Below are 15,012 nucleotides of genomic sequence, written 5' to 3'. Positions count from 1 at the left end.
CCCTCTTTACGTCGTTATTTCTAGGATACCTCATGAGTGATTCCACGCCGTTTGTTTTAATTCTTTACTATTCGCGCTCAGGAGCCACTGCGGATATGGCAAGGCAAATTGCAGCAGGTGTCGAAAGCATTACGGGGATTGAAGCGCGGCTGCGCACCGTTCCCCCTGTCTCCACAACCTGTGAAGCCGTTGATCCCGAGATTCCAGCGGAGGGAGCAGTCTATGCAGACCTCGAAGATTTGCGCAACTGCAGCGCGTTGGCATTGGGTAGCCCTACGCGTTTTGGCAATATGGCGGCACCGCTTAAGTATTTTCTAGATACCACCAGCAGCCTATGGATGAATGGCGCGTTGATTGATAAACCTGCCTGTGCATTTACCTCCACTTCCAGCCTTCATGGGGGCCAGGAAAGCACGTTGCTCACCATGCTCATTCCGTTACTGCATCACGGTATGGTCTATGCTGGCATCCCCTATAACGAGACCACCCTTCTTAATACCCAAACCGGTGGCACGCCCTATGGGGCTAGTCATGTTGCCGGTGCGCGTAGTGACCGCTCTGTCGACGAGCATGAGCGTGCACTGTGTCTTGCTCAAGGCAAGCGGTTAGCCAAGCTTGCGCGAGCACTGCATACAATGCGCCAGGAGGACGCAGTATGAGGCAGTGGTTAGAAGGTCTTGAGACTCGCCATGGACTCGATAAGCTCACGCAGCAAGCAAGGCAGTTAGTCCTCGTCAGCTTTGTCATTTTACTGCTGCTTGTTGTCTATCGTGGCTTTTTTATTCAGGGTGATACCTTTAACTGGCGTCCAGTGGTCGCGTTTGTGCTGCCACTCTTGCTATTCCTACCCTCGATCATTGGTCAGCGAGCCAGAGGCCATGCCTGGTTAGCCTTTGTTAGCCTACTGTACTTCACGCAGGGCACTATGCTGGCAACCCTACCCGGCCAAGGCGTTCGCGGTGTGCTGGAAGCGCTTGCATCCCTGGCTCTATTTACTGGCTGCATGGCGTACGCGCGTTTTCGCAGCCGTCAACAGCGCCAAGCGTAAGCTTAGCTCCCCTCTGTTTGCTAAAAACATCAGTAGGGATAAAACCACAGCCAGCCACAAACGCCCGCCGCAACTAAAAAAGCACCTAGCGCAAATAGGCGATGCTTAGTTCGGCGGGCAGGTTTTATATCAATCGGTTCACTATTGAAACGTTTGATTCCCGTCACCATCGCCGCGACTAAATTTTCTCCTTGCAGAGCATGCACAACGATGCCCGCAACATGGATTGCTATCAGGATAAGCAGCACATCGCTATTGAGTGAATGCAAGCTGGCTAGCTCGCCACTTATGTCTCGGCCCAACAAACCGTAAAGCGGGCCCTGAAAGAAGATATCGTCACTCAAAAACAGCCCACTCACTGCCTGAAAACTCAGTGAGAGCAGCAGAAGCACCACCATCCATCCCCCCAGGGGGTTGTGGCTCGCATAGCGAGGTGCACGTCGCTTGAGCAGCGCATTTGCATAAATTGCCGTATTTTTTGGCCCATAAACAAACGTACTAAAGCGGGCATAGATAGGGCCTGACACACCCCAGATCACGCGAAATATCAATAAACCAATAATCAGGTAGCCTGCTTGGGCATGAGCCTCAATCGGAAACAAAAACGGTGCGCCATTGGTTTTCGCGGTGTAAAACGAAATGGCCACCGCTGCCAGCAGACACCAATGGAATAAGCGTACAAAGACGTCCCAAACGGCCAGCTGTTTTCTTTCATTCTGCATTACGTTGCCCTTTATCTTCTATCCATACATTTTCTCATTTCTTCAATGTTTCTGATATAACGCATTACAGAGCACAGGCGACGCGTTATACAATCAAGCAACTTTGCATTACCCGTAACGCCATCAACCTCTCGGCTGGGCTTCCAAATAGAGCTTGTCAACAAAGCGTAGAGACAGGGCTTGAGCTTTACCGAAAGACCAGCGACCATGAACAAAATTTAAAGGGAGCAGTATTCAATGACACGCAATATAGCTGATATTAGGCGCGATTATGAAGGTGGCCGCCTTGATGAAGCCCAAGCCCCCGACAATCCCTTTGTGCTGTTTGATGAGTGGTTTAGCCTAGCGCTGGAAACGGAAGGACAAGACGGTAACGCAATGACCCTTGCTACGGTAGACAGCCAGGGGCGCCCCCATGCCCGTGTCGTTCTGCTCAAGGGGTTTGATGAGCAAGGCATGGTGTTTTTCACCAACTACCATAGCCACAAAGGTAGCGAGCTGAGTAACGTACCTTTTGCGGCCATCACCTTTTGGTGGCCTTCGCTGTCACGACAAGTGCGCATCGAAGGTCCCGTAGAGCAAGTGGCACAAGAGGAGTCTGATGAGTACTTCTCAAGTCGTCCACGTGGTAGCCAGCTGGGTGCCTGGATTGCTACCCAAAGCGTTGTGATCCCCGATCGCAATTGGATCGAAGAGCGGCAAAAACGCTTTGAACAAGCCTACGAAGGGCAAGATATCCCACGTCCGAATCACTGGGGTGGCTATCGAGTTAATCCTGAAATGATAGAGTTCTGGCAGGGGCAACCCAGTCGTCTTCACGACCGCCTACGTTTTGAACGACGTGACGGCGGCGACTGGAGCCGCTTCCGCTTAGCCCCTTAATCAAGCAATTCATTAAGTTAGTCGGTTCTTAATTTAGACATTTCGTCACTTGCGTTTACCCATCCCATGAATGAGCCTGCCTCAAAAGAGGCAGGCTCATTTGGGTCAGAAGCAGCCTAGTCAGGCTGGGCTCTCTAACCGGTGACGCTGCCATTCACTTTCAGGCTCGTTCAACCTGAGCACGGCATCAATCACCTGCTCTTCCATGTTATAGCGACACTTAAAGCCTAAGTGCTTCATCAAAGCGCGCATGGGATGGTTATCAACCATAATTTTGCCGATCATTTCGAGCGTGCCAATGCTGGTGCAGTAATCAATCATCTTGTTCATTAACAGGCTACCAATACCCAGCCCCTGCAAGTCGTCACGGATAATAATCGAAAACTCCGTGCGAATATTATCAGGATCATTCCATACCCGAACGACACCCAACATCTCTTTACTCCCGTCATCATGCTGATGTTCGGCAATAAAGGCCATCTGTCGGTCGTAGTTGATATGCGACAGAATCGACAGATCACGCTGGGTTAAGTTAGATTTATTGTGGAAGTAACGAAAACGAATACTCTCCTCTGATAACTGCCGGTGGAACGTCGTAATCAGTGGAGCATCTTCCGCGCGGATGGGGCGAACCTCTACCCGCCATCCATTTGTCAGCGTTACCCATTCACGTAGCTCTTCAGGGTAAGGCATGATGGCAAAACGCGCAGGCGGCCCTAAGTCCATGGCAAAATCTACGGCTAACATCCCATCGCGGTTTAGCAACAAAGGATTGAGTTCAAGCCCTCTCAAGTCGACTAAGTCAGACGCCATTTGAGACAGCTTGACCAACAGCTGGCAGAGCCGCTGGATATCTCGTTCGGGGTCGGCCGAATGCTCGCGAATCAATGAAGCCGCATGGGTCCTGCCCACCACGTCAGCGGCCAAGCTCATGTTCAGCGGCGGTAGCGCAATCTGGCGGTCCGCTAGCACGTTTACTTTATAGCCACCTATCCCAAACACAATCAGCGGACCGAACACAGGGTCACGCGTGATCCCGGCACAGATCTGCATTGAGTGTTTACCACGCTGCATTGGCTGCAAACAGTATTCGCGAATAGCATATTGAGGGAATTTCTCGCGTACCTTATCGCCCAGCTGGCGAATTCCTTCAGCCACTTGTTCAGGCGTTTCTAAATCTTGCAGTAGACCCGCGGATATTTTATGGGGATGCTTACGGTAACGATAAGGACGACAATTGCCCTCGTGAATGACTTTTAGCGCCTTAGGGCCTGGAAAATGATCCGCCATTGCTAAGGCATCTTCCGGCTTGCTCAAATAGACACTAGGCGCCGCTGGAATGCCATAGGCTTCCAATACTTGGGCCGTTTCGGAATGGGTCAATGTTTGTCGCCCTTCCGCTTTGGCATTTTTAATCAGCGCGCGACACTCCGCACGAATCTCTGCGCTGGTGGAAAAAGGTAAGCTAGGCGGAATTTCATGCAGCAGCGCTTGAACACGCTGGTAGTCCACCATATGCATAAATGCTTTTACCGCCTTTTCCGGCGATGTATAGGTGGGTATCCCCGCCAAATTGCACACATGCCTAGCATTCAGAGCTTCTTTTAGCCCCATCCAACTCGTCAGCAAGTTACGTTTAAATGTTTTTCGATGATCAATCAGCGCCTGAGCGGTGGCCATTGAAGGCGCTAAACGCGTGGGTGCGTGAACCACCAGCACGGCATCCACATTTGGATCGGCAGTGACAATTTTTAGCGCTTCGACAAAACGCTCTGGCGTTGCGTTGCCGCCTAAATCCACTGGATTTTCACCAGGCTTGCTGATATCGACCTGGCTTTTATGCAGCACACGCTGGGTCTCTTCGCTAAACTCAGCCAGTTTACCGCCTGCACTAATCAGTTTATCGATCGCCAGCATGGCGGGCCCTAAGCCATTAGATACAATAGCCAATCGATCACCGCGAAGCGGTTTCATACGCGATAAGGTTTCCAGCGCATCCAGCAATTCATCATAATCATTAACGCGAACAACGCCAGCTCGGGCGAAGGCCGCGTCAAAGACCACATCACGATTAGCAATGCCTGGCGTGGGGGCCATACCCGAAATATCTGACTGCGGCGTTCGCCCACTCTTGATGGCGACGACCAAGCGGTTACGCGATGCATCACGCACGGAGGTCATAAAATGCTGAGCATCCATCACGCGCTCAAGGTGCAGTAGAATCGCTTGCGCTGGAGAAAACTGATTCACATAATCAATCAAATCTGGCAGTAGAACATCAACACTGTCGCCTACCGTGATTAAGTGTGAAAAGCCTACATCGCGACCGGCCGCCCAATCGATCATGGCATTAGCCAACATGCCCGATTGCCCTAGATAGGCCACCTTACCTGCTTGAACCGGCTGACTGGCATAAGAGGCATTCAGTTTTTTCCCAGGCACAATCAGTCCCATGCATTCAGGCCCCAGCACCCGGATACCCGACTCTATCGCTGACTGCAACATACGCTGCCGGATAGACCCCTTATTACCCGTCTCTCGATCCAGGTAGGCACCACCGGAAAGCACCAAAGCAGCCTTAACACCAAACTGGCCAAGTTTTTTGATCAGGCTAGGAACACCATCGATTGGCGAGCAAATAACTGCTAAATCAGGAATTTCAGGCAGTTCATTTACGGTGCGGACGCAATCTACGCCGAAGACTGTGTCATAGCCCTTCAGATTGACTGCCCATATTTTTCCCCTAAAACCGCCTTCTTGAAGATTACTGAGTACTAAACCGCCCAACGAAGCTGGCTTTTCAGAGGCACCGAACACGGCCACTGTGCGCGGTTCGAAAAAATGATGCAAAAAACGTGTGCTCACGAATGCGTCTCCCCTGAAATTAATAACCACTGTGTACGACTTATTGACACTGTCGCGCAAGCCCCTGAGACGATTAAGGTGGCGATATTGTCTTCGGAGCGCTTGCATGATTACTGCCTACCTTACTCACCCAGACTGCGCATTGCACCATATGGGGCCTGAACACCCTGAAAGCCCCCAACGGCTTGAAGCGATTCGTGCGCGCCTATCGCTAGCAGGCCTTCTTCAACAAACCATGCAGGCGGATGCCAAAGCGGCGTGTGACGAGGCGTTAGCAAGAGTGCACCCAGCAAGGCACCTTAATGCGTTAGCAAAGTGCCTGCCGAAAGAAGGCATCGTTACACTCGATAGCGACACAATGATGAACCCCGATAGCCTCAATGCCGCAAGAGTCGCCGCAGGCGCCGTCATTCGCGGAGTTGATCAAGTGTTTAAGCGCCAAGCTGACAACGTATTTTGCGCAGTACGGCCGCCAGGGCATCATGCAGAAGCGGCGGATGCGATGGGGTTTTGTTTCTATAACAACATTGCCGTCGGTGCGGCCCATGCAAAAGCAAAGTATGGTGCTAAACGTATCGCAATACTCGATTTTGATGTCCATCAATGCAACGGCACTATTGATATCTTCAAAAATGACCCCGAGGTACTGGTGTGCACGAGCTTCCAGTATCCGTTTTATCCATGGCGCTATTTACGCAGTGAATGGCAAAATGTGGTCAATACGCCGCTAGAAGTAGGCACTGACAGTAAAGAGTTTAGACGCATTATCGAACGGCAGTGGCTCCCCGCGCTGCATGCGTTCAAACCCGACTTAGTCATGCTTTCTGCAGGCTTCGATGCTCATCGTGACGACCCAATGGGAGACATCTGTTTAGAGGATGAGGACTTTTATTGGGTAACCCACTTAGCAATGGAGATTGCGGCCCTCTATGCAGAAAACCGAGTAGTTTCAGTACTTGAGGGGGGATATAACCTGAAAACCCTCGCTAGCGGTGCAGAAGCTCACTTAAAAGCGCTATTGGGTTTGCCGTTTACGGATGTCCCATGACGTATGCCACTCGCTATTGTAAAGCGCCATGCAGCGTTGCTTGAAACTGAGCTGCTTGAAAACTGTGCGACCTTGAAACAGGGTGTCTGTGATAACATGCGGTTTTATTGACGTTTACTCACGTGGCTTTTTATGACCGCTACTTCTGAAGAGCATGCTGCGCTGCGCATAGCTTCTGGGCGAAAGCCCTTTGTCGAACCTTTACGCTTGGGGGAACGGTTAAAACAGATTCGCCTTGCCAACCAGTGGACATTGGAAGACGTCAGCCAGCGCACAGGTTTAGCCCGCTCAACACTCTCCAAGATCGAAAATGATCAAGTGTCGCCTACGTTCAGTGTGGTTCAAAAACTTATTACCGGCCTGAACATCGACCTGCCCCAGCTATTTACGCCGCCGAAGCGTGAACGCTATACCATGGGGCGTAGAGATCTTACCCGTAAGGGCAAGGGCCAGGTACACCCTACCCCTACCTATGAGCATGAGCTGCTAGGACATCAGCTTGCGCAAAAGCGCATGATCCCTTTCAAGACCATTGTTAGAGCACGCAGTTTTGAGGAGTATCATCAGTGGGTTCGACACGACGGTGAAGAATTTCTGATGATTTTAGAAGGCGATATTTTGTTATACACAGAATTTTATGCGCCACTCGTGCTCGCCGAAGGCGATAGTATTTATTTTGATAGTGACATGGGGCACGCTCTTGTTTCTACCAGCCCAGAAGATGCGGTCGTACTTTCTGTTTGCACACGGGGCGACTCGGCCTAACGCCCACATCTCGTACTGCTAAAACTAACAAAAGAGCTATAAGCAGTTCGTAGGCTTAGGAAGGCCAGCGATGCGAGCAATACGCTTTGGTGGACTCCCCGGAAACAGAGTCATTAAATAAATTGAATTCCCCTTCTCATCACCTAGCGCCTGTTTTGTGGCTTTAACTAGGGGGCGCATGGCGGGTGCCATTTCATATTGACTATAAAAATCACGCACCAGGTGAATAATTTCCCAGTGTTTTTCTGTGAGCGCTAAGCCTTCGTCCTCAGCGAGTAACTGAGCAATCTCATCGCTCCACTGATCCTGCTTAACCAGATACCCCTCAGGATCTAGTTGGATTTTTTGTGACGAATCAAGATAACGGTATAAACTTTGATTGCTCATATTCAATACCAGGAAATGATCTTTTCATTTTGCTCGGTCAACCTAATAAAGCCGTCCATTTCTAGCAAAGGTAGCCCATGGCTAGTGGCAACAGAGTAAACTCCTCTCGCCATAGCATCTTCAGCGAGCAAAAAAATCGATGCTGTATTTGCTGCCCAGCCTTGCCACTCAGGATAGAGTGCAGCCTGCACGCCATCTTCTATCAGCACAACGGAATCGCCATTGCTGAGTGCGTTGAGCATTTGCACAGCAGCATCGTTATGGGGAGGTTTATTCAGAATATGCAGCATAGTTATTGGCTACTCTGCTAAAAATGGAGCGCAAAATTAAAAATTAAGAACATAATTATAACGCTGGAATAGGTCGGGCATATCTGAAGCCGGGACTAGGGTAACTCCCTCAACCAGCTGATCAGAGGCTATATTAAAGGCTTGTAGCGTCTCAGTAGGGACTAATATGTTTTCTATATCGTACATTTCTAACATATTAATTGTCGGTAGCGTTGCTTTTTGACCAGGCGCGCCAGCCCCTTGCTCTTTGAGTAACGCGAATATCCCCTGCCCTAAAAACAGCAGATCAACATCTTGTCCAAAGGCAGCAGACACAAGTGCAACATCCAGCCCTTCCCGCAACTCATTTGAGCGATAGGGCGCATGTCGTATAACGATAAGTCGCTCATTTGCTTCAGCCATCTTACTCCCTACCTATCAAACTCTGGTCGCCCTGGTTTTAGCCCTATTCACCATACTAAGCAAACGTAATCAATCGATCACAGCGCTGCTGTAGCTCAAGCAGTTGCCCCAGCCCCGTTAATTCAAAAGGTGGCTCAAGATTGAAATTCACGTGCCCGTGCCGCTTGGCCTCTGCCTCACTCACCACGCCACGGCGTAACGCCGCCGCAATGCAGACATCTAATGCCACCCCGTGCTGATGATGCAGATCAACCCAAGCATCACGCATATTTAGTTCATCTTGTGGAGGAGACATAAGCTGGGAAGCATTATGAACGCCATCTTGATAGAAAAAAATGCCCTTGATGTGGTGCCCTTCATTTAGCACTGCTTGGGCAAATCGCAGTGCGGAATGCGGGGCGGCACTACTATACGGCGCCCCCATGACCAATAAGCCATACTCCATCGGATTATCTCGATACAGTCCGCCCTAAAAAAAACAGACCCTAGTAAGTAGGGCCTGTTGCGATAGTACTGCAAGGATGATCAGTCGTTGCTCATAATGCCTAAAATCGAGAGCAGACTGATGAACAGATTATAAATGGAAACATAAAGCGTAATAGTTGCGAGGATGTAGTTGGTCTCTCCCGCCCGGTGAACAATCTCACTGGTTTGGTAGAGGATCGCAGCGGATGCAAACAGCACAAAACCAGCAGAAACCATCAATGAAAGCGCTGGGATGTTAAAGATCAGCCCAGCAACCATGGCCAAAATCAACACAATGGCGCCAGCCATCAGGAAATTACCTAAAAAGCTGAAGTCTTTCTTGGTGGTTAATGCAACCGCAGAGAGGCCGATAAACGTCAGACCAGTCATTGCCAATGCGTTCATTATCAAAGCGCCACCGTTAGGTAACGTCAGATAAGCAGAAATGATTGGGCCAAGCGTAAAGCCCATAAACCCAGTGAACGCGAAAGTAGCTAACAATCCAGCCGCCGAGTTGGCCGTTTTGTGAACCAGGAACATCAGCCCATAAGCACCGATGAAGAACACAAAAATGTTCATTTGTTGGATGCCCATTGCAACAGAGGCACCAGCGGTGACCGCAGAGAATAGCAATGTCATGGCCAATAGCGCGTAGGTATTACGCAGAACTTTGTTAGCGCCAACACTACTTACTTCGCCGCGCGTTTGCGCTCTCGCCGTGTTCGAATCGTTAAAAGCCATTTATCTATGCTCCCTAATGGTAATACTAACAACGGACAAGGATGCCGTTACCAAGTTCCAGACGCAAGTATTTGTCTTCCACGCAAACAACTGCTTTTTAAGGCACTTGCTCCTCCAGCGTTGACTATGCTTAATATTCCACACCATTTTGGACATAGAAATGCGCTATAAAATTCCCCTGACCGCGCCACATTTGGCGTGATTATCTTCGCCTCTTCCGCTTACAGCTTCACTGCTGGCGGTGAAACGTTATCGTCGTCTTCTTCCTTGTGAGATAAATGCTGCATTGTCGCTGCTTGACGCGCATCCTGAGCATTGTAGAGGCGTGCATCAATCACGTTCAGCACCGCCAGCTGTGCGAACAGCACGGTAAAACAAATGATCAGACCTTTTAACATGGCACTGTTCCTTAGGGGCTAACAACTTAGGGGGACAAACAACTTAGAGGGCTAACAACATCGTCGTTGGTAGCGAATAATAGTCCTAGGCGGAAAGAAAACAACTAGGCTTGGTAAATAATTTATCGCCGCTGCCACGCCCGCTTTCACACCACCAGTTGCCCGATCAATCGACTCTCAATCCGCAAACTCTTCAGTATCAACATCAGCTTGTTGCGCGTCGTTATAACGAGCGCCAGCAACTTTGCTCGGCAACAGCATACCGTTGAGCTGAGTCACTGTTGCGTCATCCAGTACGACCGTTGCAGCGCGTAAGTTCTCACGTATATGCGTCACTGAGGAGGAGCCCGGAATAGGTACAATATGCTCGCCCTGGGCGTTTAACCAAGCTAGCGCCAGCTGTGCGGGTGAGATCTCAAGACGCCTAGCAATGGTTTTAACGCCATCCAACAAAGCTATATTGTGAGGTAAATTGTCTTTACTGAAGCGAGGCATTCCGGCGCGCATATCCCCTGTCGAAAACTGGGTACTTTCTTCCACGGCTCCCGTCAAAAAACCACGCCCAAGAGGGCTGAACGCCACCAAAGCAGCACCGAGTTCCACACATACATCCCTCAGCGCAATGTCGGGATTACGTGTCCAAAGTGAGTATTCTGACTGTACTGCTGCCACGGGGTATTCCGCATTGCCTTTACGAAGTGTTTCAGCCGATACCTCAGATAAACCAACTGCGCCAATTTTACCCTCTTCCACTAGTCGCCCCAGCGCCCCAACACTCTCTTCAATAGGAACACTGCGATCTAGACGGTGCAGGTAGTAAATATCCAAATAATCCGTTTTTAGTCGTGACAGGCTCTCTTCACACTGGCGACGCACGGTGTCGGGGCGACCATCGATAATGCGTTTCCCCGTTTCAGCATCCAACGCCATTCCACACTTGCTGGCGAGAAACAGTTGGTGCCTTTTTGTTTTTAAAGCAAGCCCCAACAACCGCTCATTGGCTGTTCCACCATAGAGTGTCGCCGTATCAAAATGGCGGTATCCCATCTCAAAGGCTTCTTCCAGTACCCGGAGTGCCTCTGTTTCTGGCACATACTGGCCATAGCCATGGGAAAGATTCATGCATCCCAAGCCAATACGAGGAGACGAGACTCCGTTTAATCGGTCAAAAAACGCGGACATAGCAACCTCTGAGTGATTGACGTTAATTGGATAGTAGTGCACTAGTGTTATGCGTTTTGCCCTGGCTGCAAAGCTGCGACTGCAGCCAATTAGGCAACCGGTGTTCAAGATAATAACGCGGCCGCCACGGAGGCCCCTCTATAAAGCCCACATGGCCACCCGAGGCATGAAGCTCCAAGGTGACACAGCTTGGCAGGACTTCAGCCTTGGGAACGCTTTGGGGATAGATAAAAGGGTCATCTAGCGAATGCACAATGAGCGTTGGAATACGAATCTGCTCCACGAAAAAAGCACTACTGCAACGGCGGTAATAGTCATCAGCGCTTTCAAAGCCATGCAGCGGGGCAGTAACGCGGCCATCAAAGTCCCAAAACGTTTTCATACCCTTTAATGTTTCAAGCGCTGCTAAACGCGCTAGCTCCCCCCTGCGCCCTTGGCGTAAAAACGCCTGCCGTTTATGTTCAACATACCGGCGCAGGCCTCGCAGGAAGCGGGCCTGATAAACTCTTGAAAAGCCCTTATTGATTCGCTCTGCGCAGTGGTCTAGCCGAAACGGTACCGATACGGCTACCGCCGCCTTCAACGGCGTATTACTCCCCTTTTCGCCCAAATACTTGAGCAACACATTGCCACCTAATGAGTAACCAATGGCGGCAAACAATTTGTGTGGATAGCGTAACGTCAGTTGCTTAACCACATCCGCCAAGTCTTCACTCACGCCAGAATGATATCCTCTGGCACGATGATTTGGCTCACCAGAACAGCCACGCCAATTGACAGCCGCGCTCTGCCAGCCGCGCGCCGCTAGCGCCTGCTGTTGCCCAAGTATATACAGTGAAGCAGAACTTCCCGTCAGGCCATGCAGCAGCAACACGCAATTCGTCGCTTCACCTTCAGGCCCATACCAATCCAGATCGATAAAATCACCATCTTGAAGCGTCATTCGCTCCCGCCGACGCTGTAATTGAGGCGATGCCCGCCATAGCGGGCTATACAGTGTTTGCACATGCCCTCCCGACAGCCAGCGCGAAGATCGAAATGGAGGCATAGTTGAAGACCGCATTGAAGACGACATTAAAGACATGGAGAAAAAGCGCCAGCAAGAACAATAGCGGGATAGCTTAGCAAAAATTATCAGTCGATTTGGTTACGGCAGAAGTATCGCCTTTAGACTAGCACTGGCTCGCCTAACGCCAACACGCCTGGTATGCATTGTTCTCATAGATGCGACAATACGCCATGCGTCGCCGGGCACTTTCAACTTACGTCGCAGAGTGGTTTCAACTACTATTATTAATAGTTAAAGAAATATAGCCATAGCCTTTAAGAATATAGCTCCTGCGACAACGACTGATTTTTAACTCTTTCATGCCACACGATCTAGGAGGTCGCCATGGAATTAGATCCCCTGTTGCTTTCCAGGCTACAGTTCGCTTTTGTTGTCTCTTTTCATGCCATTTTTCCGGTGTTTACTATCGGTCTAGCGTCCTATATCGCACTACTGCATGGCCTATTCTACAAAACGGAAAATCCCGCTTGGGATCGCTTAGCGCTGTTCTGGACAAAAGTGTTTGCCGTTGTGTTTGGCATGGGCGTTGTATCAGGCATTGTGATGTCGTTTCAGTTTGGGACGAACTGGAGCAACTTTGCCTACGCCACATCTAACTTTCTAGGTCCTGTCCTCAGCTATGAGGTAGTAACGGCCTTTTTCCTGGAAGCTGCTTTTCTAGGCGTACTGTTATTTGGCCGCAATAAGGTACCTGAAGGTGTGCATCTGTTTGCTGCCATCATGGTTGCTGTGGGCACGTTTATATCTTCTTTTTGGATACTTTCTGCCAACAGTTGGATGCAAACCCCAGTGGGTTTTGAGCTAATCGACGGTCGGTTCCATATCACTTCCTGGATGGAAGCACTCTTTAACCCCTCTTTCGGGTATCGCTTTGTACACATGGGCATGGCTTCCTTCCTAACCGGCGGATTCGTCGTTGCTGGGGTGAGCGCCTGGTTCTTACTGCGCAAGCGTGATGTTGAAGCTAATAAAAAAGCGCTATCCATGTGTTTGTGGCTACTGCTGATTTTAGCGCCCGCACAAGCGGTAGTTGGCGATTTTCACGGTCTGAACACCTTAGAGCACCAGCCTACGAAAGTAGCCGCCATGGAGGGTAACTGGGAAACGCAAACCAATGTGCCACTTCTGCTTTTCGCTATCCCAGATAAAGAATCTCAGACCAATCATTTTGAAATCGGCATTCCCAACCTCGCCAGCCTGATCCTAACGCACCATATCGATGGTGAAGTTCCCGGGCTTAACGCAGTACCGATAGAAGAGCAGCCCCCTGTCATCATTGTGTTCTGGGCTTTCCGCGTCATGGTAGGTATTGGCGTGCTAATGATTGCGGTTGCGCTGACTGGGTTGTTTCTACGTCGCAATGGGCGCGTCTATGAAAACCCGCTTTTCTTAAAAACACTGACCGTCATGATTGCATCCCCCTTCCTCGCGGTTTTGGGTGGCTGGATTGTTACCGAATCAGGACGTGCGCCTTGGTTAGTGTATGGCGTTATGACTCACGCGGAAGGCTTAACGCCGTCGCTTACAGGCGGCATGGCGCTGTTTACCTTAATTGGCTATATCGCGGTTTACAGCGTGGTGTTTTTAACCGGAATTTATTATTTAACGCGAGTTGTGCGCAATGGCATGACAGAAACACAGGCCGAAGTTGGAGGCGAGATTGAACGCCCGAAACGCCCACTATCCGCAGCACACACCCCCTTTGATGATGATTTGGAAGGAGCCAACACATGAGTATTGATCTTTCACTCATCTGGGCTGCCATTATTGGCTTTGGCGTCATTATGTATGTCTTGATGGATGGCTTTGATCTAGGGTTGGGAATTTTGTTTCCCTTCGCCCCTGATGAAGAGTCACGCGATGTGATGATGAACTCTGTTGCTCCCGTGTGGGATGGCAATGAAACCTGGCTAGTGCTGGGTGGCGCTGGGCTGCTCGGCGCTTTCCCTCTGGTCTATTCCGTGTTTTTGCCCGCGCTCTATATCGGTGTTTTCCTAATGCTGGCTGGCTTGATTTTTCGCGGTATCTCGTTCGAGTTTCGCTTCAAGTCTAAGAAAAACCGCCGTTGGTGGAACCGTGCCTTTAGCTGGGGGTCCGCTATTGCAACCTTCGCTCAAGGGGCGGTCGTCGGCGCTTATATCCAAGGATTTGCTGTCGAAGACTTCCGCTATGTCGGTGGCGCACTGGATTGGCTGACACCCTTTACTGTATTAACAGGGCTAGGACTCATGGCTGGCTACGCACTGCTTGGTTCTACGTGGCTGATTCTGAAGTCAGAAGGCCATGTCCAGCAGTGGGCTTACCGAATTACGCCAAAACTGCTGTTAGCAGTGCTAGTCGTGTTTGGCATTGTCAGTCTGTGGACGCCGCTGGTTAGCCCAGAAGTGCGTGACCGCTGGATGAACCAGATCCACCTAATTTGGCTGTTCCCCATTTTTGCCATGGTCTGTGCTGGCGCTCTTTATCGTGCCGTCAAGCGCCAACAGGAAGGCCTACCGTTTGTTGCAACACTGGGGCTGTTTGTCTTTACCTACCTTGGTCTCATCGCCAGTAAGTGGCCGGTTATCGTACCGCCCAACTATACGATTTGGGACGCCGCTTCCGCCCCTGAGTCGCAATTATTTTTGCTGATTGGCGTGCTGTTTGTTATCCCCATCGTGTTGGCCTATACCGCCTGGACGTACTGGGTATTCCGCGGCAAGGTAAAAGTGGGCGAAGGATACCATTGAGGCTTTGCTACTTAATCTG

General features: G+C 50.4%; 17 protein-coding genes. 7 read left to right on the top strand and 10 right to left on the bottom strand.

What is annotated here, in order from left to right; all coding sequences use genetic code 11:
- Nucleotides 1-32: 32 nt before the first annotated feature.
- Together wrbA and IR195_RS10000 are read left to right on the top strand one after the other, a co-directional pair.
- The gene (gene wrbA / locus IR195_RS10005) at nucleotides 33-659 is read left to right on the top strand and encodes an NAD(P)H:quinone oxidoreductase (protein WP_206049664.1); all 627 of its coding nucleotides are present in this window, start codon (nucleotides 33-35) and stop codon (nucleotides 657-659) included.
- Entirely contained in the window at nucleotides 656-1,048 is a 393-nt protein-coding gene (locus IR195_RS10000) for a DUF2069 domain-containing protein (RefSeq protein ID WP_193060433.1), read from the top strand. Before wrbA ends, IR195_RS10000 begins: the two co-directional genes overlap by 4 nt.
- A gap of 29 nt (nucleotides 1,049-1,077) precedes the next feature.
- Here the strand turns inward: IR195_RS10000 and IR195_RS09995 are convergent, their stop codons facing one another.
- Nucleotides 1,078-1,770 carry a cytochrome b/b6 domain-containing protein gene (locus tag IR195_RS09995; protein ID WP_206049663.1) on the bottom strand — a complete coding sequence of 231 codons (693 nt, stop codon included), beginning with the start codon at nucleotides 1,768-1,770 and terminating at the stop codon, nucleotides 1,078-1,080.
- 237 nt (nucleotides 1,771-2,007) lie between these two features.
- Here IR195_RS09995 and pdxH point away from each other — a divergent pair, with 237 nt between their 5' ends.
- Nucleotides 2,008-2,652, top strand: coding sequence for a pyridoxamine 5'-phosphate oxidase (gene pdxH / locus IR195_RS09990; protein ID WP_038484211.1), 645 nt, complete (start codon nucleotides 2,008-2,010; stop codon nucleotides 2,650-2,652).
- Between the two features lie 120 nt (nucleotides 2,653-2,772).
- Here the strand turns inward: pdxH and IR195_RS09985 are convergent, their stop codons facing one another.
- A complete protein-coding gene (locus IR195_RS09985) occupies nucleotides 2,773-5,517 on the bottom strand; it encodes a bifunctional acetate--CoA ligase family protein/GNAT family N-acetyltransferase (protein ID WP_125747868.1) in 2,745 nt (914 codons plus the stop codon).
- Between the two features lie 106 nt (nucleotides 5,518-5,623).
- Between IR195_RS09985 and IR195_RS09980 the strand changes: the two genes are divergently transcribed.
- Nucleotides 5,624-6,565 (top strand): histone deacetylase family protein, encoded by a 942-nt coding sequence (locus tag IR195_RS09980; protein ID WP_125747865.1) that lies wholly within the window; start codon nucleotides 5,624-5,626, stop codon nucleotides 6,563-6,565.
- Nucleotides 6,566-6,697: 132 nt separating this feature from the next.
- Complete coding sequence (locus tag IR195_RS09975) at nucleotides 6,698-7,330, top strand: helix-turn-helix domain-containing protein (RefSeq protein ID WP_125747862.1); 633 nt, start codon at nucleotides 6,698-6,700, stop codon at nucleotides 7,328-7,330.
- Nucleotides 7,331-7,366: 36 nt separating this feature from the next.
- On the opposite strand, the gene IR195_RS09970 is transcribed toward IR195_RS09975, so the two are convergent.
- The 8 genes from IR195_RS09970 to IR195_RS09935 form a co-directional block, all read right to left on the bottom strand.
- Nucleotides 7,367-7,717: a TusE/DsrC/DsvC family sulfur relay protein gene (locus IR195_RS09970; protein ID WP_125747859.1), complete on the bottom strand. Its 351-nt coding sequence runs from the start codon at nucleotides 7,715-7,717 to the stop codon at nucleotides 7,367-7,369.
- 2 nt (nucleotides 7,718-7,719) lie between these two features.
- A complete protein-coding gene (tusB, locus tag IR195_RS09965) occupies nucleotides 7,720-8,007 on the bottom strand; it encodes a sulfurtransferase complex subunit TusB (RefSeq protein ID WP_206049662.1) in 288 nt (95 codons plus the stop codon).
- A 36-nt stretch (nucleotides 8,008-8,043) separates the two neighbouring features.
- Nucleotides 8,044-8,409, bottom strand: coding sequence for a DsrE family protein (locus IR195_RS09960; RefSeq protein WP_125747853.1), 366 nt, complete (start codon nucleotides 8,407-8,409; stop codon nucleotides 8,044-8,046).
- A gap of 55 nt (nucleotides 8,410-8,464) precedes the next feature.
- Entirely contained in the window at nucleotides 8,465-8,854 is a 390-nt protein-coding gene (gene tusD, locus IR195_RS09955; RefSeq protein WP_172420825.1) for a sulfurtransferase complex subunit TusD, read from the bottom strand.
- A gap of 80 nt (nucleotides 8,855-8,934) precedes the next feature.
- Entirely contained in the window at nucleotides 8,935-9,615 is a 681-nt protein-coding gene (locus tag IR195_RS09950; protein ID WP_125747847.1) for a Bax inhibitor-1/YccA family protein, read from the bottom strand.
- A gap of 221 nt (nucleotides 9,616-9,836) precedes the next feature.
- The gene (locus tag IR195_RS09945) at nucleotides 9,837-10,013 is read right to left on the bottom strand and encodes a hypothetical protein (RefSeq protein WP_186808867.1); all 177 of its coding nucleotides are present in this window, start codon (nucleotides 10,011-10,013) and stop codon (nucleotides 9,837-9,839) included.
- 177 nt (nucleotides 10,014-10,190) lie between these two features.
- Nucleotides 10,191-11,195: an aldo/keto reductase gene (locus IR195_RS09940; RefSeq protein ID WP_206049661.1), complete on the bottom strand. Its 1,005-nt coding sequence runs from the start codon at nucleotides 11,193-11,195 to the stop codon at nucleotides 10,191-10,193.
- Between the two features lie 22 nt (nucleotides 11,196-11,217).
- Nucleotides 11,218-12,201 (bottom strand): hydrolase, encoded by a 984-nt coding sequence (locus IR195_RS09935; protein ID WP_241006828.1) that lies wholly within the window; start codon nucleotides 12,199-12,201, stop codon nucleotides 11,218-11,220.
- A gap of 387 nt (nucleotides 12,202-12,588) precedes the next feature.
- Here IR195_RS09935 and IR195_RS09930 point away from each other — a divergent pair, with 387 nt between their 5' ends.
- Both IR195_RS09930 and cydB read left to right on the top strand, forming a co-directional pair.
- Nucleotides 12,589-13,998 carry a cytochrome ubiquinol oxidase subunit I gene (locus tag IR195_RS09930; RefSeq protein ID WP_206049660.1) on the top strand — a complete coding sequence of 470 codons (1,410 nt, stop codon included), beginning with the start codon at nucleotides 12,589-12,591 and terminating at the stop codon, nucleotides 13,996-13,998.
- A complete protein-coding gene (cydB, locus tag IR195_RS09925; RefSeq protein ID WP_146945195.1) occupies nucleotides 13,995-14,993 on the top strand; it encodes a cytochrome d ubiquinol oxidase subunit II in 999 nt (332 codons plus the stop codon). Before IR195_RS09930 ends, cydB begins: the two co-directional genes overlap by 4 nt.
- The last annotated feature ends 19 nt before the right edge of the window (nucleotides 14,994-15,012 follow it).

This window comes from Vreelandella venusta (genome assembly GCF_015689495.1).
Lineage (GTDB): Bacteria > Pseudomonadota > Gammaproteobacteria > Pseudomonadales > Halomonadaceae > Vreelandella > Vreelandella venusta.
The sequence above is the reverse complement of the archived record's forward strand: the minus strand, read 5'-3'. Positions and strand labels throughout refer to the sequence as shown.

Bases quoted from the DNA above. Each gene is read 5' to 3' on its own strand.
- wrbA (WP_206049664.1), top strand. From the start codon at position 33: ATGAGTGATTCCACGCCGTTTGTTTTAATTCTTTACTATTCGCGCTCA.
- IR195_RS10000 (WP_193060433.1), top strand. From the start codon at position 656: ATGAGGCAGTGGTTAGAAGGTCTTGAGACTCGCCATGGACTCGATAAG.
- IR195_RS09995 (WP_206049663.1), bottom strand. From the start codon at position 1,770: ATGCAGAATGAAAGAAAACAGCTGGCCGTTTGGGACGTCTTTGTACGC.
- pdxH (WP_038484211.1), top strand. From the start codon at position 2,008: ATGACACGCAATATAGCTGATATTAGGCGCGATTATGAAGGTGGCCGC.
- IR195_RS09980 (WP_125747865.1), top strand. From the start codon at position 5,624: ATGATTACTGCCTACCTTACTCACCCAGACTGCGCATTGCACCATATG.
- IR195_RS09975 (WP_125747862.1), top strand. From the start codon at position 6,698: ATGACCGCTACTTCTGAAGAGCATGCTGCGCTGCGCATAGCTTCTGGG.
- IR195_RS09970 (WP_125747859.1), bottom strand. From the start codon at position 7,717: ATGAGCAATCAAAGTTTATACCGTTATCTTGATTCGTCACAAAAAATC.
- tusB (WP_206049662.1), bottom strand. From the start codon at position 8,007: ATGCTGCATATTCTGAATAAACCTCCCCATAACGATGCTGCTGTGCAA.
- IR195_RS09960 (WP_125747853.1), bottom strand. From the start codon at position 8,409: ATGGCTGAAGCAAATGAGCGACTTATCGTTATACGACATGCGCCCTAT.
- tusD (WP_172420825.1), bottom strand. From the start codon at position 8,854: ATGGAGTATGGCTTATTGGTCATGGGGGCGCCGTATAGTAGTGCCGCC.
- IR195_RS09950 (WP_125747847.1), bottom strand. From the start codon at position 9,615: ATGGCTTTTAACGATTCGAACACGGCGAGAGCGCAAACGCGCGGCGAA.
- IR195_RS09945 (WP_186808867.1), bottom strand. From the start codon at position 10,013: ATGTTAAAAGGTCTGATCATTTGTTTTACCGTGCTGTTCGCACAGCTG.
- IR195_RS09940 (WP_206049661.1), bottom strand. From the start codon at position 11,195: ATGTCCGCGTTTTTTGACCGATTAAACGGAGTCTCGTCTCCTCGTATT.
- IR195_RS09930 (WP_206049660.1), top strand. From the start codon at position 12,589: ATGGAATTAGATCCCCTGTTGCTTTCCAGGCTACAGTTCGCTTTTGTT.
- cydB (WP_146945195.1), top strand. From the start codon at position 13,995: ATGAGTATTGATCTTTCACTCATCTGGGCTGCCATTATTGGCTTTGGC.